Raw genomic sequence first — 22,175 nt, forward strand, 5'->3', positions numbered from 1 at the left:
CGAGCCGACCAGTCCTGATACCTGATCAGCGCACTCGGCCAATCCTCCCGCCCGAGCAGGCCAGATGCGCGAACCTCGGTGGCGCGTGTCTCGACGAGGCACGCACCGCGAAATCTCGAAGAACTACCAAGACAGTAGCTACCGTCTGGCTATGACGGTTCCCTCACGCGTGTCCCGCCTGTCAGCGGTGCTGATGGCCGGTGCGATATCGGTTGCCGCGGCCGGATTGGCCGCCTGCAGCAGTTCCTCGGATTCCTCATCCACCACGACGTCGGCCGCGGCCGCGGCAGGCGATCTGAAATCGGTGGCGACAGACGCCTACGCGTTCGGCTACCCGCTGGTCCTCATGGACGCCACCCGCGCGGGCGCGGCCCCGGCGAACCACTTCTACCACGCCCGCACCCTGCCCGACGCGGCCAACCGCACGGTCGTCCGCATGAATCAGGACACCCTGTATTCGCAAGCGTGGCTTGATCTTTCCGCCGAGCCGATCGTGGTGCAAATGCCCGCGATGGATCGGTACTGGCTGCTGCAGACCATGGACGCCTGGACCAATGTCACCCACAATCCCAGCAGCGTGCGCCCGCAGCTGAAGTCCGGCAAGAACGAGGGCCCGTTCACCTACGCTTTCACCGGCCCTGACTTCAAAGGCGCGCTGCCCGAGGACATCACCCCGATGCCGATGCCCACCAACATGGCCTGGATCCTGGGCCGCGTTCAGGTCAACGGCGCCGCCGATCTCGATACCGTGCACGCGATCCAGGACCAGATCAAGATCGCCCCGCTCAGCGCCTGGCAGCAGACCCCGGGAACGACCAACCCGCCCGCCGATCCGATCCCGGGCAGTGAAGCCGCCAAGACCGTCGCCGATATGAACGGCCGCGACTTCTTCGACAAGCTCGACACCCTGATGGCCGCCAACCCGCCCGCCGCCGCGGACGCCGACGCGGTGAAGCGTTTCGCGAGCGTGGGCATCAAGCCCGGCGCGAGCGTGGATTCCCTGGCGGCGGACCAGCTCGACGCCGCGGCCATCGATGCCAAGAAGCAGATCAGCGCCTACAAGGACCCCCAGGCCAAGGATGAGAACGGCTGGGAGTTCGCAACCGACCTCGGCACCTATGGGACCAACTACATGCAGCGCGCGAATGTCGCCTACATCGGATTGGGTGCGAATCTGCCCGAGGACGCCATCTACCCGATGTACAACAGCAGCGCGGCCGACAAGGACGGCCCGCACCGCTTCCGCATCCACTTCCCCGCCGGGCAGCTCCCGCCCGCCGACGCGTTCTGGTCCATCACCGCCTACGCCGCCGACGGCTACTTCTACGACAATCCCGACAATATCTACGCCGTCGGCCACCAGATCCCGCCGGTCACCAACCCCGACGGCAGCGTGGACATCATCGTCCAACCCGACAAGCCCGCCGCCGAAGTCGCCACCGCCAACTGGCTACCGATCCCGGCGACCGGCCCCTTCAGCCTGGCGATGCGCCTCTATGCGCCCAAACCTCAAGTCGCCAGCGGCGATTGGAAGCCACCGGCGGTCACCCCGCAGTCCTGACCCGGACCACGACTCGAACCGCCGCCCGACAAGTTCGGATTCGAGCGCAGCAGCGCGAATCCGGCTCTGGTCTCCGAGCGCAGCGGGATGAAGCCGTTCCGATCGCAGCACCCAGCACGGCGGTGGCGGCCGGTCGGTTCACGCTCCACTGGTCAGGAGGCGCAACGCTTTTCGGGCGGAGCGCGATAACTGTCCAGAACCGAGGGGAGAGGACTGTTCATGAAGAAGCTGGCGGGGATCGTCGCATTGGCCGGTGTGCTGGCGTTGACGGCCGCGTGTCAGGACGAGACGACGACACCGAAGTCCGGGGGGTCGCCGACCACGGCGGCGCCCGCCGCGCCGGGGGCGGTGCAGCCCTCGGAGGCACAGCAGGCTCCGAAGACGACGCAGGCGGCGGGTGGCGGGGCTCCCGCCACCGCGGGCAACGGGAAGTGCGTGGACCTGAAGTCGCCGGTGGTGACGGCGGCGCTGGCGAAGGTCGGGCCGAGTGTCAATGACGCGAAGTTCTTCGCGTACAAGGGGACCGAGGCGGCGGTCGGGTCGTGCCCGGAGTTGCTGTGGGTGCTCGCCGATACCGAAGGCGGGACCGCCAGTTCGCCGTGGCATGTGCTGTTGTTCAACCATGCGGGATTCCTGGGGACCGCTACCAAGAAGTGGACGTCCTACACGCAGGTGGTCGGGTCCTCGGATCGCAGTGTGCAGGTCCAGTACCGGTGGCTGGCGGGCAGTGACGCCAGTTGCTGTCCCACCGGCGGGCCGGTGGTCGTGACGCTCACCCTGGGGGCCGACGGTCATACCGTGACGCCCGATCGGGACTTCCCGACCGAGGTGACCAACCCGAAGTAGCGGGCCGGAGGAGTGGGGCCGGCGTCACCGGGATCGGTCGTCGTTCAAGCCTCGCGCATGACCGTTCGGAACCCGAGGTGGCAGGTGGACGTGTCCTCGGTCTGCCCCTGCCGGGCCGCCGGTCGATACCGGAGGCAGTAGTTGGGTGCGCACAGGAACGAGCCGCCCTTGGTGACGCGGCGTGGAAACCGCTCCGCTACATCCGATTCCGCTGCCGCCGGGTTGATCGGCGCGCAGCAGGAGGCGGGCGCGGGTCGGCGGTGGTCGGCGGTGAAGAGATCGCTGGTCCATTCCCAGACATTGCCGGTCATGTCCGAGAGGCCGTAACCGTTGGGCGGATAGGTTCCGACCGCGGTGGTGCCGGGCTGTTCGGATTGTCCACGGGCGGGCAGGAATTCCCAGGGGAAGCGGCCCGCCCAGGTGTTGGCCAGGCGGCGGCCGCGCGGCTCGAACTCATCGCCCCAGGCGAAGGTGGCCGAGGCCAGGCCGCCCCGGGCGGCGAACTCCCATTCCGCTTCTGTCGGTAGCGATCTGCCCGCCCAGGCCGCGTACGCCATGGCGTCCTGGTGCGCGATCTGGGTGACCGGATGCCGGTCCAAGCCGTCGAGGGTGCCGCCCGGGCCGCGCGGATGCCGCCACGACGCGCCCGGCACATACGCCCACCACCGCCGGAAGTCGTCGAGCGGCACGGGTCCGGCGGTGCGCTGGAACACCAGCCCGCCCGGCACCAGGTCAGCGGGATCCGCGCCCGGGAAATCCGCTGGATCCACCGGTCTCTCGGCGAGCGTCACGTATCCGGTCGCCTTCACGAAACGCCGGAACTGGGCGTTGGTCACCGGATGCTCGTCCATCCAGAACGGCTCGACGGTCACGGTGTGGACCGGCCGCTCCTCGGGGAAGAAGTCCTCCGAACCCATGGCGAAGCTGCCGCCCGGCACCCGCACCATGCCCTTGACGCTCATCCCGAGGGTCGTCATCGCTCGTCGAAGCCCACCGACGGGCCGCGGTAGCGCTCGGCGCGGTGGGAGAGACGTTCGGAGAAGGTCTCGGTCCAGGCCATCGACTCGGTCTCGTCGGCGATCTTCACGCGGCGGCGGGTCGCCGACGGGGACGTCGACGGGCGGCGCTTCGAGCCGCCCGGGCGGGCCTGGAGCGCCAGCACCCGAACTCCCCAGGCCACGTATGCCGCCACGCTCATCCCGGCGCATTCGGCGGCATGACTGAGGGCGAGCCAGTCGTCATCCCCGACGCTCACCACGATGTCCCTGCTTGCCATGACTGAACGGTAGTCCGATCGGATGTCCGTCGCCGTCAAACCCAGGTCGAATGCCGTGTCACAGCCGTATCAGACCTGTCAGGCGCCGTGTCAGGCCGGCATCAGGCCGATATCAGGGGGGCGGGCGAAAGTTCTCCCCATGAACAGCACAGCAATCGCGGCCTCGGGGCTGCGGAAGGCATACGGGGACAAGACGATCCTCGACGGCATCGATCTGGACATCGCGACCGGCAGCATCTTCTCGCTGCTCGGGCCGAACGGGGCGGGCAAGACGACCACGGTCAACGTGCTGACCACCCTGTTGCGGGCCGACGGGGGGACGGCCCGCGTCGCCGGGTACGACATCGCCACCGAGACCCGCGCGGTACGGGCGGCGATCGGGGTCACCGGTCAGTTCGCGGCGGTCGACGACCTGCTCACCGGTGAGGAGAACCTGCGGCTCATGGCGGACCTGCACCGCCTGCGCGGCAGCGAGGCCAAGCGGGTGGTCGCCGGACTGCTCGAGCGGTTCGAACTGACCGAGTCGGCGCGCAAACCGGCCTCGGCCTACTCCGGCGGCATGCGCCGCAAACTGGACCTGGCCATGACCCTGGTGACCAAGCCGGACATCGTCTTCCTCGACGAGCCGACCACCGGACTGGACCCGCGCAGCCGGCGCACCATGTGGGAGATCGTGCGCGAGTTGACCTCCGACGGCGTCACCATCTTCCTCACCACCCAGTACCTCGAGGAAGCCGACCAGCTGGCCGACCGGATCGCGGTCCTCGACGGCGGCCGCATCGTCGCCGAGGGCACGCCCGACGACCTCAAGCGCCGGGTGCCGGGCAGCTACCTGCAGCTCCGGTTCCGCGACAGCGCACAGCTGGAAGCGGCCGCCCGGATCCTGCCCGACGGCACCGCCGACCACGAGGCCCTCACCCTCCAGGTGCCGGGCGACGGCGGGTCGAATGCCCTGCGCGCCTTGCTGAACCGGCTCGCCGACCACTCGGTCGAGGCCACCGACGTTTCCATCCACACCCCTGATCTCGACGACGTTTTCCTTGCCCTGACCGGGCACGCCACCACGGAGGCCGACGCAGCATGAGCACCATCGTTTCCACCGAATCCACCGCCACCGACCGCGTCGGCGCCGCCGGCGGCCTGACCGCCTCACTCGGCGACTCCGCGATCATGTTGCGCCGCAACTTCAAACACATCGCACGCAACCCGGTCTCCGTCTTCAACGCCGCGCTGATGCCGGTGATCATGCTGCTGATCTTCGTCTACGTGTTCGGCAGCGCCTTCAATGTCGGCGAGGACTACATCAACTACGCGACACCCGGCATGATCCTGCTGGCCATCAGCTACGGGCTCTCCGGCACCGCGGTGTCGGTCAGCTCGGACATGGCCAAGGGCATCATCAACCGGTTCAAGGTCATGGACGTCTCCCGCGGCGCGGTGCTGACCGGGCACGTGGTGGCGACCATGCTGACCAACCTGATCGCCATCGGCGCGGTGCTCGGCGTGGCCTTCGCCCTGGGCTTCCGGTCCCCGGCCTCGGCCACCGAATGGCTGGGCGCGGTCGGCGTCATGGTGGCGACCTCGTTCGCGGCCTCCTGGCTGACCGTCGCGCTGGGCATGGCGGCCAAGACCCCGGAGTCGGCGGGCATGTCGGTGGTGCCGCTGATCATGCTGCCGTTCGTCAGCAGCGCGATCGTCCCCGCCGATCAGATGGGCCAGGGCGTGCGGCAGTTCGCCCAGTACCAGCCCTTCACCCCGATCATCGAAGCCCTGCGCGGCTTCCTGACCGGTCACCCGTCGGGCGGCTACACGGCCGCCGCGCTGGCCTGGTGCGCCGGGTTCGCCATCGTCGGATACCTGTGGTCGCGAGCCACTTTCAGCAAGCGAGCGTGACCCGGGCCAGCTCGTGCCAGTCCGCCCGCGACCCCTCCCCCGCCGCCTCGGTGAAGCCGTCTTCACCGAGGCGGCTTCGTGTCGTCTGCTCGATGCGGGCCACATCCGGATGCGAGCGATCGACGAGCCCGCGGACCGCGTCACCGGCCGCCAGCAGCCGCACCGCCTGCGCGTCCTGGCCGTCGCGCAGGGCGAGATCGGCGATGCCGACGATGATTCGGGCCAGCAGCGGGGCGTGCCCGCCGGCGACCGCCGCCTCGAAGGCCGCGGCGCGTTCGGCTCTGGCCTCGCCGGCATCCTCGGCCAGGTAGCCGCGCAGATCGTGGATCAGCGCGCTCATGAACGGCTGCCCCATGTCCTCGCCCAACATCGTTGTCGCGAAGGCGATCTGGCTGCGCGTCTCGGGACCGTCACCGTTCCAGCGGGCCAATTCCGCTCTCGCCAACGCCAGTTCGGCCAGACCGCTCGGCCAGGCCGCCTGATCGGCGTAGCGCTGCGCCTCGGTCAATGCCGCCGCGCTCGCATCGAAATCACCCAGCAGCCAGTACAACTGGGCCTGGCGTGACCGCATCCGGACCGCGTCCTCGATCGCTCCGACCTCGGTGGCGGCGTCCACGGCCTGCTCGTAATAGGCACACGCGCGCCCGAATTCGCCGCGCATGGCGATCCGGTCCGCCAGCTCGGTCAGCGCGAACGACATGCCCCAGCGTTCGCCGACCGCCCGGAACTCGGCCAGCGCCAGCTCCAGCTGTTCGTCGGCCTCATTCCCGTCCCGGCCCAGCACGACCCGCAGCTTGCCGGTCTGCAACCGGGCCAGGGCCCGCACCCACGGGTCCTCGTCGTCGAGCAGCGCCTCGAAGGCGGGCAGGAACTCCTCCGGCCCCCGCAACATTCGTTCCAGGGCGGAGAGGAAGGCCAGGGCCGGATGACTGGCGTGGATGCCCCGGCTGACCTCGCTCGCCTTGTGGATCCACTCCTCCACCTGATGCTGGTCGCCGGGGCCGGAGGTCACGAAGTGCACGACCAGCCCGTACACGGTGGCCCGGGTCTCCGCGTCGACCGTCTCGCCGGGCAGGGCCGCGGCGGCGCTCACCAGTTCCAGGCCCTCGGCCTTGTGGCCGCTGAGCCACCAGTACCAGCCCGCCACGGCGGCGAGCCCCAGGGCGCCGGGCGCGTCCTCGGCGGCGAGCGCGCCACGCATGGCGGCGGCGATATTGTCGTGCTCGGCGTCCAGGACAACCAGCCATAGCACCTGTTCGGCGCGGCGCAGATGAGGTTCGGCGGTCGCGGCCAGGGCGGTGAAGCAGGCGAGGTGCGCGCGGCGCGCGGCGTCGGACTCACCCGCTTCCACCAGGCGATCGTGCGCGTACTGCTTGATGGTGTCGAGCATGCGGTAGCGCGGCTCGTCGTCACCGGCGGTGCGCAGCAGGGACTTCTCGGTCAGCGTGGTCAGCAGTTCGAGCACCTCCCACTGCTCGACCGCCGCGTCACCGTCGAACTCGGCGGCCGCGCAGACCTGTTCGGCCGCTTCCAGACTCGCGCCGCCGGAGAACACGGCCAAGCGGCGCAATACCTTTCGCTCGGCGTCGGTGAGCAGCTCCCAGCTCCAGTCGACCACCGCGCGCAGCGTGCGGTGCTGCGGGATCGCGGTGCGGCTGCCGCCGGTCAGCAGCCGGAACCGGTCGTCGAGGCGGTCGGCCAGCTGCTCGAGCGACATGGTGCGCAGGCGCGCGGCGGCCAGTTCGATGGCCAGCGGGATCCCGTCCAGCGCCCGGCACACCCGGGCCATGGTCGCCAGGGAGCGGGCATCGGTCCCCAGATCCTTGCGCACCGCGCTCGCCCGATCGCGCAGCAGCCGGACGGCCGGGGAGGATTCGATCGCGGCGGCGTCGGCGTCCCGGGCGGGCAGGGCCAGCGGCTCGACCTGCCAGAGCGCCTCGCCCGTGATGCCCAGGGGCTCACGGCTGGTCGCGAGGATGCGCAGTCGCCGGCACTCGCCGAGCATGCGGTGCGCGAAGGCGGCCGCGGCCTCGATCACATGCTCGCAGTTGTCCAGGATCAGCAGCATGTCGCGGTCGCGGACGGCGGCGATGAGCCGGTCCACGGGTTCCGCGTTGGGCGCGCCCCCGAGCAGCGCGTCACGCAGGCCCAGCGCGGCCAGCGCGGATTGGGCGAGGTCGCCGCCCGCGCCCGCGGCGGCCAACTCCACCAGCCACGCCCCGTCCGGCAGCTCGGCGAGCAGGGCGCGGCCGGTCTCGGTGGCCAGCCGGGTCTTCCCGGAGCCGCCGGGACCGGTCACCGTCGTGAGCCGGTGGGCCGCGACGAGTTCGCGCACGGCGTCGAGGTCGGCCTGCTTGCCGACGAAGCTGGTCAGTTCGGCGCGCAGGTTGGTGCGGCGGTCCTCCTCGCGCTGCGCGCCCACCTCGCCGCGCAGCAGCGCGACATGCAGCGCGGACAGTTCCGGCGAGGGGTCCACGCCCAGCTCGTCGGCGAGGGCCTCGCGGGTGCGCTGGTAGACGGTCAGCGCCTCCGCGCCCCGGCCCGCGGCCGCGAGCGCGCGCATCAGAGCACCGGCGAGGCGCTCCCGCACCGGGTTTCGATCCACCAGCTCGGTCAGTTCGGCGACCAGGCCCGCGCCCCGGCCGAGCCGGACCTCGGTCTCGTAGAGGTCCTCGGCGGCGGCCAGACGCAGACTGTCGAAGCGGGTGATCGCGGCGTCGACGGCCGCGTTCTCCTGCGCGGCGAGGTCCTGCAGGGGCGCGCCCCGCCACAATTCCAGCGCCTCGCGCAGGGCCTGCGCCTGCTGGGCCTCCGCGCCGCCGCGGGCCGCGTCCAGCAGTTGTTCGAAGCGGACCGCGTCCACCGCGCGGGGCGCCACGGTGAGCCGGTAGCCGCCGGGCTGCACGTCGATCACGCCGTCCGGCAGCACCTTTCGCAACCGCGACACCAGCGCCTGCAAGGCGTTCGCCGCGTCGGCGGGCGGCTGTTCGCCCCAGATCCAGTCCACCAGTGTGGTTTTCGCGACCGCGCGGCCGGGTTCTAGGGCCAGCGCGATCAACAACGCCCGCAACCGGACACCCGGCACGTCCAGGGATCCACCCTCCTCGGTTCGGATCTCGAGCGGTCCAAGCATCCTGATCTGCACCGGACCATTGTGCCGTCAACCCGGGACCGAGGCAGAACCTGTGTCAGCGGCCGTGTCAGGGCAGCGTCAGCCCGCTGTCAGCGCGGGCGATCAGAGTTACTCCCATCAGCCCGGTACCACCCGGAATCACACCCAGAGGAGCAAGTCATGACCGCCTTCGAGACCCTCGCCCCGATCACCGTCGACGTCGCCGTGGCCGCCGGGAACGTCACCGTCACCGCCGCCGACCGCACCGAATCCGTCGTCGACGTCCGGCCCGCGAACCCCGGCAAGAAGGAGGACGTGCGGGCCGCCGAACAGGTCCGGGTCGATTTCAGCGACGGCGTCCTGACCGTGAAGACCCCCACCGGCTGGCGCGCCCACAACCCGTTCGCCGCCGTCGGGACCATCGCGGTCACCATCGCCGTCCCCACCGGCTCCCGCGTCACCGGCACGGTCGGCCTGGGCGACCTGGTCGGCGCCGGCGGCCTCGGCGACTGCGAGCTGGAGGTGTCCGCCGGCGACATCACCGTCGAGCGGCCGCAGGGCTCGGTGACCGCGAAGGTCGCCAAGGGCGACATCCACATCACCGAGGCCGCCCGCGGCGTCCTGCGCCTGGAGACCTCCATGGGCGACCTGAGCGTCGGCATCAAGCCGGGCAGCGCCGCCCAACTGGAGTCCAACACCAAGTCGGGTTCGGTCCAGAACCGGCTGGCCGCCGTCGACCAGCCCCAGGACCTCGTCCAGGTCTTCGCGCACACCTCCTTCGGCAACGTCAGCATCGGCCAGGGCACCGCCGCCTGACCCTTCCGGCCACGTTGACCGGCCCGGTCGCCGCCCCGCGGCGCCGGGCCGAACGCGTGTCCGTACCGAAGTCCCGGCCACCAGCGGGCGCCGGAGCGGCGCGCAGGGGCGGCGGTATCGTGGCGACCGTGGATGGTGGTATCGCCGAAGTCGGGTTGCCCGACGCGGGTCAGGTGCGGGAATGGCTGGCCGAGGCGGAGCGGAATCCCGCGGGCCTGCCGGACGCGGGTTACCTCGCGCTGCTCGCGGCCGACGGCCCCGAATTGGACCGGCTGGGCGAATTGGCGGACGCGGTGCGGAAGCGCAGCGTGGGCGATGCCGTTACCTTTGTCGTGAATCGGAACCTGGACACGGCCGCGGTGTCGGGCGCGGCAGCGCGGGATCGGCTGACCGCCCTGGTCGCCGAAGCGTACGAACTCGGCGCGACCGAGATCTGCATGCAGGGCCCGCTGCCCGCCGACAGCGACGACGACTACCTGTCCCTGATCGCGGCCATCACCGGCACCGGGGCAATCCACCTGCACGCCTTCCGGCCCGAGGAACTGCTCGACGGCGCGGCCCGGCTCGGGGTGCCGTTGGACGAATACCTGGTGCGGGCCAAGGCTTCCGGACTCGGGTCGGTGCCCGGCACCGGTGCGCGGATTCTCGACGACGAGGTGCGCGCCCGCCTCAAGGGCGGACCGGATCTGCCGGTGAACGAATGGGTCCGGGTGATCGAAGCCGCGCATCGCGCGGGCCTGACCTCCACCGCGACCATGGTGTACGGGCACATCGAGACGCCCGCGCAACAGCTCGCGCATCTGCGGCTGCTCGCGGAGATCCAGGACCGTACCGGCGGCTTCACCGAATTCATCGCCATGCCCATGGATCCCGTCACCGCGGCGGCCGGATTTCGCACGCCGGCGGTGCCCGAACGCCTGCGCCGGCAGTCGCGGGCCGTGCACGCCGTCGCGCGTCTGCTGTTGCACGGGCGGATCGACAATATCCAGGCCGCCTGGCCGCGCCTGGGTGTCACCGCTGCGGTCGAGCTGCTGCGCTGCGGCGCAAACGATTTCGGCGGATTGCTGCTCGACGGGCGGCTCGCGCCGGAGTCGGGTCCCGAGGCCGGACTGACCCTCACCGTCGACGATGTCGAGCGGATCGCGGGCGAACTCGGCCGCACCCTGCGGCAGCGCACCACCCAGTACGGCTGGATCTGACGCCATGGCTTCGAATTTCACCACGGCACCGGCCCCGGAGAAGGTCGACGTCCTGATCGTGGGCGCGGGGTTCGCCGGGATCGGCATGGGCATCCAGCTGGCCCGCCGCGGCCGGGAATCGTTCGTGATCATCGAACAGGCCGAGGATGTGGGCGGCACCTGGCGCGACAACCGCTATCCCGGTGTGGCCTGCGATATTCCGGCGCATCTGTACTCGTTCTCGTTCCTGCCGAACCCGCGCTGGTCGCGGGTGTTCGCCGAGGGCGCGGAGATTCACGACTACCTGCGCTCCTGCGTGAAACAGGAAGCCCTCGAACCGTATCTGCGGCTGAATTGCGCACTGGAACAAGCGGAGTGGCTCGAGGCCGAGGAACGCTGGTGGGTGCGCACCTCGCAGGGTGAGTTCTCGGCGGCCAATCTGGTCATCGCCACCGGGCGGCTGACCGAACCCAAGATCCCGGCGATCGCGAATCTCACCGAATTCCGGGGCCGCCGGTGGCATTCGGCGCGCTGGAATCCGAAGGTCTCCCTGGTCGGCAAGCGAGTCGGACTGGTCGGCACGGGCGCGTCGGCGGTGCAGATCCTGCCCCGGCTGGCGAGCGAGGCCAGTGAGGTCGTCGTCTTCCAGCGCTCGGCCCCCTACGTGCTGCCGCGCGGGGACCGCTTCTACACTCCCGACGAGCTGGCCGGATTCGCCGCCGACCCGCGGTCCATCACCGCGCTGCGGGACGAGCTGTTCGCCGAGGCGGAACTCAGCATCGCCGCGCGCCGCCGCCGGCACCCGGAGATCGATCTGCTCAGCCGCCGCGCGCTCGACCACCTGGCCGCGCAGGTCCGCGATCCGGAACTGCGGCGGCGGCTCACCCCGGACTACGAGATCGGCTGCAAACGCATCCTGTTCTCCGACGAGTACTACGCGGCCCTGCAACAGGACAATGTCCGGCTGGAGTCGACCGAGCTGACCCGGATCAGCGACGGCCTCGCGATCGCCGCGAGCGGACAAGCCCACGACCTCGAGGTGCTGGTCTTCGCCACCGGCTTCAACGCCACCCGCCCCTCCATCGCCAAGCGCATCCACGGCCGCACCTCCCTGCTGTCCGAACGCTGGAGCAACGGCATGGCCGCCCACGCCTCCACCACCGTGGACGGCTTCCCCAACATGTACGTGCTGGACGGCCCGAACGCGGCACTCGGCCACAACTCGGCCATCTACGTGATCGAGACCCAGATCGATTACGTGCTCAGCGCTTTCGACCATCTGGCGGCGGTACCGGAGACCGTCCTCGAGGTCACGCCCGAGGCAGTCGAATCCTCCATGGCCGATATCGAGAACCGCGCCCGCGACACCGTCTGGACCCAGGGGCGGTGCACCAGCTGGTACCGCGACGAGCAGACCGGCCGCGTCACCCTGCTGTGGCCGGACTCGGCGGAATCGTTCCGGCAGTCCAACGGGGCCTTCGACATCAACGCCTACCGGTAGCCGCCTAGGCTGAGGGCATGACGCCGCTGCAGCGCTATATCGCAGAGGAAATCGCCACCGACCACGTCGAGGGCCTGCTCAGCCGCCGCGAGGCGCTGCGGCGGCTGAGTCTGCTGGGCATGGGAGCGTCGGCCGCCGTGGCGCTGCTGGCGTCCTGCGCCGAGTCGGCCAAGCAGTCGGCGCCCACCACGACCGCCGCCGGAGGTTCCGTGAGCCCATCGGCGAGCCCCGCGTCCCCGCCGCCCGGCGCCGCGAACGCGGTACCGGCCACCCCCATCACCTTCGCCGGACCCGAGGGCCGCACCCTGCAAGCCGCCTGGGCCGAGGCGGCCCAGCCGCGCGGCGGGGTGCTGGTCATCCACGAGAACCGCGGCCTGACCGACCACATCCGTTCGGTGACCGGCCGTTTCGCGGGCGCGGGGTATTCGGCGCTGGCCGTGGACCTGCTCTCCGAGGAGGGCGGCACCGCCACCTTCACCGATCAGGCCGCCGCCACCGCCGCCCTGAGCAAGATTCCCCAGGATCGATTCCTCGCCGACCTGCGCGCCGGCCTGACCGAGCTGGGACGGCGGGTACCCGGAAAACGGCTGGGCGCCACCGGTTTCTGCTTCGGCGGCGGCCTGACCTGGCTGCTGCTCACCTCCGGTACTCCCGAGCTCGCCGCCGCGACCCCCTTCTACGGGCCCTTCCCCGACGGCGGCCACATGACCGGCTCCAAGGCCGCCGTCCTGGCGGTCTACGGCGCGCTCGACGCCCGGGTGGACGCGTCCCGGCCCGCCGCCGAGGCCGCCCTGGACCAGGCCGGCCTGCCGCACGGGAGCTATGTCGCCGACAATGCCGACCACGCCTTCTTCAACGACACCGGCCCGCGCTACCAGCCCGTGGCCGCCGCCGAAGCCTGGCGGCGCGTGCTCGATTGGTACGGGCGCTATCTAGCCTGAGCGTCGTGAGTTGCGCCAATTGCGGTACTTCGTGACCGTCGCCGAGGAATTGCATTTCGGGCGCGCGGCCGAGCGCCTGCACATCGCGCAGCCGGCGGTGAGTCAGCAGGTGCGGCGGCTGGAGCGGGAACTGCGGGTGCAGTTGCTCGACCGGTCCCCGCGCCGGGTGCTGCTCACCGAGGCCGGACAGCGCTTCCTGCCCGCGGCCCGGGCCGTGCTGGCCGCCGCGGATCAGGCGCGGGCATCGGTCGCGGAGCTGGCGGGCGGCCGGGCCGAGGTGTTCCGGCTCGGGACGGTGACCGGGCTCGCCGAACGGCTGGACGCGGTCCTGGACACCTTCGCCGAGCAGGCGCCCGGGGTGCGGGTGGAGGGATTCCGGTGAACTGTTCTCAGTTCCAATGGATTTCACGAAGGAGTACACGTCATGCCGATCGTCACCGTGCAGCAGGGTCCGCGCACCGGCGAGCTGAAGCGGGATCTGGTGCGCCGCATCACCGACGCGTTCGTGGACGCGTATCAGATTCCGGCCGAGGCCGTGCAGGTCTGGATCCACGAGACCCCCGCGGACAGCTGGGGCGCCGCCGGCCGCCTGACCGCGGACGGCAGGTAGCGGTGAACCGGCGGGTCGCCAGAACCAGACCCAGCGGTTCTAATCGACTGGGGCACACTCGAACCGACCCGCCGGTACCGATAGATGTCGACCCCGTGACAACCTGGCATCGACTGCACATACTCGCAGGTAGACCCCGATTCTAGTGATACAACGGCAGCATGACGGAGGTTGTCGGCCCCAAACTCGTACCCACACCGGCTGGTCACTCGGTGGAATTCTGGGGCTATTGCATGTGGGGCCTGGCCGCGCTGGCCATTGCCGTATCGGAACTGGCATCGGTGTTCGGCCTGGCGAGCTGGCCCACCATCTCGAACACGGTCGGCCATCTCGAGACCCAGCATTCGGTCGTGCGGGTGATCGTGGTGACGGTGATCGTGCTGCTCGCCTATTACGCGGTCCCGCAACTGACCGCCCCGCCCGCACCCGTCATCCAGCAGGTGGCCGGACGCACCATCACCGTGAACGGCCGTGTCACCAAGACGGATTCGGTGATCACGCTGCTGGGCGCGGGCTATCTCACGGCGGCCTTCGCCAGCTATGCCTTCGGGATCCTGTTCGCCATCGCCGACCGGGGCATGAACCCGCATTCCTACCTGGGCGCGTACGTGCTCTACGGACTGATCGCCCTGATGTGGGTCATCCTGCCCAGCGCGCTGGCCATGGTGTTCAGCCGAGATGTCCCGTTCCCCACGCTGTTTCGCACCATCGGCTACCTGGAGCGGCGCGCGCACCCGGTCGCCGCGATCCTGCTCGCCGGACTCGTGGTGCTGCTCATCCACCTGGCCTTCTACCCGTGGCCGCGAGTCGAGAGCTGATCGGCGCGAACATCGTTGCCGGAGAGCTACTTACGCCCCCGTAGCAGCAGGAAGGCGGCGTAGGCCGCGCCCGAGAGACCGATCACCGCGACGACACCGATGGTTGTCAGGATTGCGTCCACCCTTGCGATTTTATGGACCCGGCGGGTCACGCATGCCCGATCGCGGGAAAAGGCGTATGCAGGAGTCATGGGTCGCCATCCGCAGCGGACCCCCCTCTACGGGGCGTTGATGCTGGTCGGGGTCATGCTCACCGGACTCTGGGTCCGGGACTGGCCCTGGCTGTGGCTGCGGGCGCTGGGTTTCATCGCGTTGTTCGTGATCGCCTTCGCCGGGTTCCTCATGACCTTCCGCGATCTCTCATGACCAGGCCGAAGCACATTTCGGGCAATCCGGTCGAATCTGACGTGTCACAAACATTGCACACATAGCGATTTATGCATATGGTCTTGGTCGAGCGACAACGGAGGAGGGTTATGAGCGAGCACGGGCATTCACACGGGCACGACCACGCCGGGCATGCGCACGGCGCGACCGCCGACAGCGACAAGCGCTGGCTGGCCGGCGCGCTCGCTGTCATCGTCGTGTTCCTGCTCGGCGAGGTCGTCGTCGGCCTGATCGCCCAATCGCTGGCCCTGCTCTCCGACGCCGCGCACATGCTCACCGACGCCGCCTCGATCGTGCTGGCGCTGTGGGCCATCCGCCTGGCCGCCCGGCCCGCCGCGGGCCGCATGACCTACGGCTGGAAACGCGCCGAGATCCTCTCCGCCCAAGCCAACGGCCTCACCCTGCTCGGGCTCGCGGGCTGGCTCACCTACGAGGCCATCCGCCGCCTCATCGACCCGCCCGACGTCACCGGCGGCCTGGTGCTGGTCACCGCACTGGCGGGCATCGTGGTGAACGTGCTGGCCAGCTGGATGATCAGCAAGGCCAACCGGACCAGCCTCAATGTCGAGGGCGCGTACCAGCACATCCTCAACGACCTGTTCGCCTTCATCGCCACCGCGGTCGCCGGTCTGATCATCATGCTCACCGGCTTCACCCGCGCCGACGGCATCGCCACCCTGATCGTGGTGGTGCTCATGGTGAAGGCGGGCGTGGGGTTGGTCCGGGCCTCGGGCCGCATCTTCCTCGAGGCCGCGCCCGCCTACCTCGACCCGGTCGAGATCGGCAGCGAGATGGCCGCGGTCGACTCCGTGATCGAGGTGCACGACCTGCACATCTGGGAGATCACCTCGGGCACGCCGTCCCTGTCGGCGCACATCCTGGTCGCCGAGGACGCGGACAGTCACGCGGTGCGCGCCGCGGTCGCCGAGATGCTGGCCGACAAACATCACATCGACCACACCGTCCTGCAGGTCGACTACACCGACCACACGGAATGCCCCGACGACGACCACGACCACGTCCCGCACTGCCAGGACGCACACGGCCCGGTGCACCGCAAAACCATTGCGACGAACTGAGATCCGGCGCGGGGATCAGACGCCGACCGAGCGCAGGCCCGCCAGCCGGGCCAGCGCCTCGGCGGTCGGCGAACCGGGCTCGGCGGTGTAGACCACCAGCAGCTGATCCGGGTCGGCGGGCAGCGCCAAGGTCTCGTAGCCGAGTTCGAGTCGGCCCGCCTCCGGATGCTGGATCAGCTTGGCGCCGCGCGTCTTCTCCTTGACCGGATGCGACGCCCACAGCCGCCGGAAATCCGGGCTGCGCTCGGAGAGCTCCGCGACCAGGGCGGTGAGCCGCGGGTCGTCGGGGTGCAGGCCCGCGTCGCGGCGCAGGAACGCGACCGTCTCACCGGCCACCGTCTCCCACTCCGGGTAATAGGTCGGCGCGGCGGGTTCGAGGAACAGGTAGCGGGCCTGATTGCGCTCCCCCGCCGGCACCCGGGAGAAGCCGGACACCGCGTCGCCCAGCGCATTCCAGGCCAGTACGTCCATCCGCCGGCCCAGCACGAACGCCGGCGCGGTGAGGGCGTCGAGCACCAGCCGCACGCCGGGCTGGATGGCATCGCTGTACACGCCCGACGCCGTGGTGGGATGCGCGTCGACGGTGCCGCCGGGCCGGGCCAGCGCGTACAGGTGCAGCCGCTCCGGATCGGTCAGCCGCAGCGCCCGGGCCACCGCGTCGAGCACGGCGTCCGAAACATGTTTGCCGCGGCCCTGTTCCAGGCGGATGTAGTAATCGGCGCTGACCCCGGCCAGCTGCGCCACCTCCTCGCGGCGCAGGCCCGGGACCCGGCGGCGGCCGTACTCGCGCAGGCCGGCGTCGCCCGGCTGGATCCGGGAGCGGCGGGAGCGCAGGAAGTCACCGAGGTCGTTCTGCATGGGATCCAGCGTACGAACCCATCCTGGTACCGGCAGACCCAGGAAAAGCGCAACCCTCGTCGATGGCTGGAAACCCTCGCAGGATGAGGACATGACTTACGAGAACCTGTCCGGCCGTACCGCCGTCATCGTCGGAGCCGCCAGCGGCATGGGTGAGGCCACCGCCCTGCTGCTGGCCCGCAACGGAGCCCGCGTCGCCCTGCTGGCCCGCCGCGCCGAGCGCCTGGAAACCCTGGCCGCCAAGATCGAGGCCGAGGGCGGGACCGTGCTGGCGGTCACCGTGGACGTCACCGACTCCGCGAGCGTGACCGCCGCGGCCGCCGCCGTGCACGCCGCCTTCGGCCCGGCCGACCTGGTGGTGAACTCGGCGGGCGTGATGCTGCCCAACCCGATCACCGACGGCCGCGAGGACGAGTGGACCCGCATGCTCGACACCAATGTCGCGGGCCGCCTGCGGATCATCCGCGCCTTCCTGCCCGACCTGCTCGCCGCCGCCGACGCCGGCCGCCCCGCCGACCTGGTGAACATCTCCTCCATCGGCGCGCACGTCACCTTCCCCGCCTACTCGGTGTACGGGGCCACCCAGGCCGCCATCACCCAGCTCTCCGCCACCCTGCGCACCGAACTCGGCGCCCGCAAGGTCCGCGTCACGAACATCGAACCCGGCCTCACCGACACCGAACTCGGCACCCACATCGACAACCCGGAGATCAGCGGCCAGCTCGACGGCATGTTCGGCCTCGTCGACGCCCTCGGCGCCGACGACATCGCCGACCTGATCGCCTACACCACCAGCCGCCCGGCCCACGTGAATCTCCGCCAGGTCATCATCCTGCCCACCCAGCAGGCCTGATCCCTGGCGGCAGCCGCGGCACCGGACCAGCCGCCGGTCGCGGGAGCGACCGGGTCCGAGGCGGCGGTCAGCGCCAGACGGCGGCCGTGTTGTTGAGGACGGTGGCGTCGCCGTAGCCGACCAGCTGGCCGATGGGGAGCATGCCGAGGCGGCCGTGGTGGTCGAGTTCGCCGTCGCCGCGCCAGCAGCCGATCTCGCCGGTGCGGAACATGCGGTCGCCGGGTTCGCCGAAGGGGTCGGCGATCAGGCGCTCGCCGGTGGGGGTGGGGCGGCGGTGGTAGCCGCGGGCCAATCCCGCGCCGGCGACATAGATTTCGCCGATCACGCCGGGCGGGAGCGGGTTCAGCTTCTCGTCCAGGATGTAGCAGCGGGTGCCGACCACCGGGCCGCCGATCGAGACCGCCACATGCGGGGCGACCGGGTTCAGGGGACGGCTGACGGTGGCGTGCAGCCCGGTCTCGGCCCAGCCGTAGCCGCTCACGAACGACCTTCCGGCCGACCAGATCCCGGTCAGTTTGGCCGGGCAGGCCGCGCCCGTGGTGGCCAGCAGCCGCAGGTCCGGGAGCGGTTCCGCGCCGGGCAGGGTGGCCAGGATGTACGGGGTCAGGACGGCGTGGGTGACTCGGGCGTCCAGCATGAGCTCGTACAGGTCCGCGCCCGCGTACGGCCCGGCCGGGGCGAGCACCAGGGTGGCCCCGGAGGCCAAGGCCAGCAACAGTTCCCAGACCGCGGTGTCGCGGCCCGGCGTGGCCGCGGCCAGCACCCGGGCGTCGGGGTCGGTGTCGCAGCGCTGCGCCTGGGTCACCACCAGATTGGCGAGCCCGGCGTGGGTCATGGTGGAGCCCCGCACCACGCCACTCGATTCGAGCGGGTAGACGACATAGGCGGGATTCCACAGGTGCAGCGGGCGGACCCGTTCGGCGTCGGTGATCGGGTCCGCGAGCGGAGCCGCCCACACCCCGGCCGGGCCGGGCGCGCTCTCACCGCTGGTCCGGCGCATCGGCGCCGCGGCGCCCTCGGCCACCAGCTCTCGGGCCCGCGCGTCGAGCACCTCCAGCGCGTCCTCGCCGCCCCGGCCCAGCGGTGTGATCGGGCCGATGCTCAACCAGGGCCCGGCGCCCAGCGCGGGTAGCGAATCCCGCCGATAGTCGGCCGTAAAGCCCGCGACCGCACCGGAATCCGCGAGAATCGGGGCGATCCGGGTGATCGGCGCGTCGGGGTCGATCGCGAGGAAAGCGGCCCCGGCGTGGGCCACCGCGCACACCGCCACCACCCATTCCGGCGACCGCGGCAGCGCCACCGCCACCACGTCCTCGGGACCGATGCCCGCGCCGATCAGCTTGCGCGCCAATCTGTTCGCGTGCGCGTCCAGCTCGCGATAGGTGAGGGTGAGGCCCCCGCACACCACGGCCGGGGCCTCCGGGTCGTAGGAGGCGGCCCGGGTCAGCAGCCGGGGCAGGGTCAGCGCGACGGCCGTGCTGGTGTCGTTCCAGCGCCGTAGTTGCCGTTGCCAGTCGTAGGGCGAGTCGACGGACTCGGCGGTGCGACGGACGAAAGCCGGTGCGGCATCGCAAACATCCGGAGAATCGGCGAGCATTGTCCCTCCCGAAGTCGAGACCTGCGGATAGCGCCGGAGCGCGGCGGTTTCGCGCTCCGACTGCGGACAGTACAGCACCGAGACAGCAAGTCCGCTGCTATTCCTTTCGTGCCGCAAGTGGACGCATGATCAGGCGATATATGGACAGACGACCGGCGAGCAGGCCATGAAGGACGAGCACCTGGCCGATACCGAAGGGCTGGACCGCGTCATGGCCGACTGGTCCGCCGCGGACGTGGCCGCCTTCGCGAACTTCCTCGAACGCTTCGACACCGATATCGAACGCCTCGACGGGCGGCCCCTGGCCCCGGCCCTGACACGAAACGCGGCGGCCGTCCGGAGACGACCGCCGCGTTCGATGCTCGGAAGAACCGGGTGGCGCGGGAGAACTAGGTGGCGGCCTTCTCGGTCTCGTGCACCGTGTGCTGACCCGAACCCCAGCCCACGTGCGCCTCGGCGCGCATGCGCTCGACCATGTGCGGGTAGTGCAGCTCGAAAGCCGGTCGCTCCGAACGGATTCGGGGCAGCTCGTAGAAGTTGTGCCGGGGCGGCGGGCAGGAGGTCGCCCACTCCAGCGAGTTGCCGTAACCCCACGGATCGTCCACGGTGACCACCTCGCCGTAGCGGTAGGACCGGAAGACGTTCCACATGAACGGCAGCATCGACGCGCCGAGGATGAACGAGCCGATGGTGGAAATCGTGTTCAGCGTGGTGAACCCGTCGCTCGGCAGGTAGTCGGCGTAGCGGCGCGGCATACCCATATTGCCCAGCCAGTGCTGCACCAGGAACGTGGTGTGGAAGCCGACGAACGTGGTCCAGAAGTGCCACTTGCCCAGGCGCTCGTCGAGCATGCGGCCGGTCATCTTCGGGAACCAGAAGTAGATGCCCGCGAAGGTGGCGAAGGCGATGGTGCCGAAGAGCACGTAGTGGAAGTGCGCCACCACGAAATAGGTGTCGGAGACGTGGAAGTCCAGCGGCGGGCTCGCGAGGATGACGCCCGACAGGCCGCCGAAGAGGAACGTCACGATGAAGCCGATCGCCCACAGCATGGGTGTCTCGAAGGTGAGCTGACCGCGCCACATGGTGCCGATCCAGTTGAAGAACTTCACACCGGTGGGGACCGCGATGAGGAAGGTCATGAACGAGAAGTACGGCAGCAGCACCGCGCCGGTGGCGTACATGTGGTGCGCCCACACCGCGATCGACAGCGCCGCGATGGCGATAGTCGCGTACACCAGCGTGGTGTAACCGAAGATCGGCTTGCGACTGAAGACCGGGTAGATCTCCGAGACGATGCCGAAGAACGGCAGCGCGATGATGTACACCTCGGGATGCCCGAAGTACCAGAACAGGTGCTGCCACAGCAGGTTGCCGCCGGTGGCCGGGTCGTAGATGTGCCCGTGCAGGTGCCGGTCGTAGAACAGGGCCAGCGCCGCCGAGGTCAGGATCGGGAAGGCCAGCAGGATCAGCAGACTGGTGATCAGGATGTTCCAGGTGAAGATCGGCATCCGGAACATGGTCATGCCGGGGCAGCGCAGGACCACGATGGTGGTGATGAAGTTGACGCCGCCGAGGATGGTGCCCAGACCGGAGACGGCGACACCCAGGATCCACAGGTCACCGCCCACGCCCGGGGAGTGCACGATGTCCGACAGTGGGGTGTACGCCGTCCAGCCGAAGTCGGCCGCACCGCCGGGGGTGATGAAACCGGCGGTCGCCATGCTCGCGCCGAACAGGTACAGCCAGTAGCTCAGCGCGTTCAGCCGCGGGAAGGCGACGTCGGGCGCGCCGATCTGCAGCGGCACAATGATATTGGCGAAGGCGAACACCACGGCGGTCGCGTAGAACAGCAGCATGATGGTGCCGTGCATGGTGAACAGCTGGTTGAACTGTTCCGCGGACAGGAACTGCATGCCCGGCCGGGCCAGCTCGCCGCGCATGAGCAACGCCATCAGGCCGCCGATCAGGAAGAACGAGATCGACGTGAACAAGTACATCTGACCGAGCATCTTGGGGTCGGTCGTGGTGACCAATTGATAGATGAACGATCCTTTGGAGCGTTTCCGGGGCGGGTAGGGCCGGACCGCCTCGAGGTCCTGTTCAGGCTTTGGAGATACCGCAGTCACCACATCCTCCTCGGGAGGGTTCCGTCCAGCTCTACCAATCGGGGCACATAGAACGGCGCACAGCGTACCGACAGCTACTCAATCTTGACCGAAAACACTCCGGTCGGTGTGGAGTGGGCTCGAAATGCAAGATACTGCAGGGCAACCGTGACGTACACAGCGGCCGCCACACAGGTTTGGCGTGTTGTTCACCCGCGATTCACGCCGCCACATCATCAAAAGCTCATAGGGCGCGGTCCAATATCAGTGCTATGTCTGGATCGCTGCGCACCCGCGTTCTCACCGTCACCGTGGTCGGCAGCCTCGGCCTCCTGCTCGCCGTCGGGTCGGCCTCCACCGCCAATGGCGAACCCCGCGCCGTCATCCAGGGCCGCGGCGAGGTGACCGCGCACGTCACCGGCGAGAAACCGGACAACAGGTGCCAGATCGCCGGGCACGACGTGAGCGGGCCATGGGGTGTCGTCGGCGCCGACGGGACGGTGAACCTCACCCTCGGCGCGGCGTATCGCGGCGGCAAACGACTCCGGGTGATCTGCGAGGACCCCAAACGCGGTGACGCCAGCCTGCACACCGTGAAGTCGGACCGCGTCGCCTTCGACGGGTTGCTCTCGCCGATCCGCCAGATCATGCACAACCGTTTCTTCGGGGCTTGACGACTCTCGCCGCTCGGGCGGCCGCCGCCCCGGCTTAGCGTGGCGGGTGCCCGGCGCGCGCGGCCGCGAC

General features: G+C 69.9%; 21 protein-coding genes. 15 read left to right on the forward strand and 6 right to left on the reverse strand.

What is annotated here, in order from left to right; genetic code table 11:
• Positions 1-151: 151 nt before the first annotated feature.
• On the forward strand, positions 152-1,561 hold the full coding sequence (locus tag ACWELJ_RS08810) for a DUF1254 domain-containing protein (protein WP_452365588.1): 1,410 nt from the start codon (positions 152-154) through the stop codon (positions 1,559-1,561).
• A 219-nt stretch (positions 1,562-1,780) separates the two neighbouring features.
• On the forward strand, positions 1,781-2,407 hold the full coding sequence (locus ACWELJ_RS08815) for an LppP/LprE family lipoprotein (protein WP_452365589.1): 627 nt from the start codon (positions 1,781-1,783) through the stop codon (positions 2,405-2,407).
• Positions 2,408-2,451: 44 nt separating this feature from the next.
• On the opposite strand, the gene ACWELJ_RS08820 is transcribed toward ACWELJ_RS08815, so the two are convergent.
• Entirely contained in the window at positions 2,452-3,384 is a 933-nt protein-coding gene (locus tag ACWELJ_RS08820; protein WP_452365590.1) for a formylglycine-generating enzyme family protein, read from the reverse strand.
• Positions 3,381-3,683: a hypothetical protein gene (locus ACWELJ_RS08825; RefSeq protein WP_452365591.1), complete on the reverse strand. Its 303-nt coding sequence runs from the start codon at positions 3,681-3,683 to the stop codon at positions 3,381-3,383. The genes ACWELJ_RS08820 and ACWELJ_RS08825 overlap by 4 nt, the downstream gene beginning before the upstream one ends.
• A gap of 139 nt (positions 3,684-3,822) precedes the next feature.
• Between ACWELJ_RS08825 and ACWELJ_RS08830 the strand changes: the two genes are divergently transcribed.
• Positions 3,823-4,767 (forward strand): ATP-binding cassette domain-containing protein, encoded by a 945-nt coding sequence (locus ACWELJ_RS08830; RefSeq protein WP_452365592.1) that lies wholly within the window; start codon positions 3,823-3,825, stop codon positions 4,765-4,767.
• Positions 4,764-5,576, forward strand: coding sequence for an ABC transporter permease (locus ACWELJ_RS08835; RefSeq protein ID WP_452365593.1), 813 nt, complete (start codon positions 4,764-4,766; stop codon positions 5,574-5,576). Before ACWELJ_RS08830 ends, ACWELJ_RS08835 begins: the two co-directional genes overlap by 4 nt.
• On the opposite strand, the gene ACWELJ_RS08840 is transcribed toward ACWELJ_RS08835, so the two are convergent.
• The gene (locus ACWELJ_RS08840) at positions 5,560-8,721 is read right to left on the reverse strand and encodes a BTAD domain-containing putative transcriptional regulator (RefSeq protein ID WP_452365594.1); all 3,162 of its coding nucleotides are present in this window, start codon (positions 8,719-8,721) and stop codon (positions 5,560-5,562) included. The two genes, ACWELJ_RS08835 and ACWELJ_RS08840, sit on opposite strands and share 17 nt — an antisense overlap.
• Before the next feature lie 147 nt (positions 8,722-8,868).
• Between ACWELJ_RS08840 and ACWELJ_RS08845 the strand changes: the two genes are divergently transcribed.
• The 9 genes from ACWELJ_RS08845 to ACWELJ_RS08885 all read left to right on the forward strand — a co-directional run bounded on the left by ACWELJ_RS08845 (position 8,869) and on the right by ACWELJ_RS08885 (position 16,018).
• Entirely contained in the window at positions 8,869-9,504 is a 636-nt protein-coding gene (locus tag ACWELJ_RS08845; protein ID WP_452365595.1) for a DUF4097 family beta strand repeat-containing protein, read from the forward strand.
• Positions 9,505-9,632: 128 nt separating this feature from the next.
• Entirely contained in the window at positions 9,633-10,703 is a 1,071-nt protein-coding gene (locus ACWELJ_RS08850; protein ID WP_452365596.1) for an FO synthase, read from the forward strand.
• A gap of 4 nt (positions 10,704-10,707) precedes the next feature.
• Positions 10,708-12,183: a flavin-containing monooxygenase gene (locus ACWELJ_RS08855; RefSeq protein WP_452365597.1), complete on the forward strand. Its 1,476-nt coding sequence runs from the start codon at positions 10,708-10,710 to the stop codon at positions 12,181-12,183.
• A 17-nt stretch (positions 12,184-12,200) separates the two neighbouring features.
• Positions 12,201-13,124: a dienelactone hydrolase family protein gene (locus ACWELJ_RS08860; protein ID WP_452365598.1), complete on the forward strand. Its 924-nt coding sequence runs from the start codon at positions 12,201-12,203 to the stop codon at positions 13,122-13,124.
• 10 nt (positions 13,125-13,134) lie between these two features.
• Positions 13,135-13,506: a LysR family transcriptional regulator gene (locus tag ACWELJ_RS08865; protein WP_452365599.1), complete on the forward strand. Its 372-nt coding sequence runs from the start codon at positions 13,135-13,137 to the stop codon at positions 13,504-13,506.
• A 42-nt stretch (positions 13,507-13,548) separates the two neighbouring features.
• Complete coding sequence (gene dmpI, locus ACWELJ_RS08870) at positions 13,549-13,734, forward strand: 4-oxalocrotonate tautomerase DmpI (RefSeq protein WP_452365600.1); 186 nt, start codon at positions 13,549-13,551, stop codon at positions 13,732-13,734.
• 161 nt (positions 13,735-13,895) lie between these two features.
• The gene (locus ACWELJ_RS08875; RefSeq protein WP_452365601.1) at positions 13,896-14,552 is read left to right on the forward strand and encodes a hypothetical protein; all 657 of its coding nucleotides are present in this window, start codon (positions 13,896-13,898) and stop codon (positions 14,550-14,552) included.
• Positions 14,553-14,741: 189 nt separating this feature from the next.
• Positions 14,742-14,918, forward strand: a complete 177-nt coding sequence (locus ACWELJ_RS08880; protein WP_357089339.1) for a hypothetical protein — start codon at positions 14,742-14,744, stop codon at positions 14,916-14,918.
• Between the two features lie 110 nt (positions 14,919-15,028).
• Positions 15,029-16,018, forward strand: a complete 990-nt coding sequence (locus ACWELJ_RS08885) for a cation diffusion facilitator family transporter (protein WP_452365602.1) — start codon at positions 15,029-15,031, stop codon at positions 16,016-16,018.
• Positions 16,019-16,033: 15 nt separating this feature from the next.
• Here the strand turns inward: ACWELJ_RS08885 and ACWELJ_RS08890 are convergent, their stop codons facing one another.
• Entirely contained in the window at positions 16,034-16,876 is an 843-nt protein-coding gene (locus ACWELJ_RS08890) for a helix-turn-helix transcriptional regulator (protein ID WP_452365603.1), read from the reverse strand.
• A gap of 91 nt (positions 16,877-16,967) precedes the next feature.
• Here ACWELJ_RS08890 and ACWELJ_RS08895 point away from each other — a divergent pair, with 91 nt between their 5' ends.
• On the forward strand, positions 16,968-17,729 hold the full coding sequence (locus tag ACWELJ_RS08895; protein ID WP_452365604.1) for an SDR family oxidoreductase: 762 nt from the start codon (positions 16,968-16,970) through the stop codon (positions 17,727-17,729).
• A 67-nt stretch (positions 17,730-17,796) separates the two neighbouring features.
• Here ACWELJ_RS08895 and ACWELJ_RS08900 read toward each other — a convergent pair whose 3' ends face one another.
• Both ACWELJ_RS08900 and ctaD read right to left on the reverse strand, forming a co-directional pair.
• Positions 17,797-19,326: an AMP-binding protein gene (locus ACWELJ_RS08900; protein WP_452365605.1), complete on the reverse strand. Its 1,530-nt coding sequence runs from the start codon at positions 19,324-19,326 to the stop codon at positions 17,797-17,799.
• 389 nt (positions 19,327-19,715) lie between these two features.
• Positions 19,716-21,452: an aa3-type cytochrome oxidase subunit I gene (gene ctaD, locus ACWELJ_RS08905; protein ID WP_452365606.1), complete on the reverse strand. Its 1,737-nt coding sequence runs from the start codon at positions 21,450-21,452 to the stop codon at positions 19,716-19,718.
• A 251-nt stretch (positions 21,453-21,703) separates the two neighbouring features.
• Between ctaD and ACWELJ_RS08910 the strand changes: the two genes are divergently transcribed.
• Positions 21,704-22,105 carry a hypothetical protein gene (locus tag ACWELJ_RS08910; RefSeq protein WP_452365607.1) on the forward strand — a complete coding sequence of 134 codons (402 nt, stop codon included), beginning with the start codon at positions 21,704-21,706 and terminating at the stop codon, positions 22,103-22,105.
• The last annotated feature ends 70 nt before the right edge of the window (positions 22,106-22,175 follow it).

This window comes from Nocardia sp. NPDC004582 (assembly GCF_053602115.1).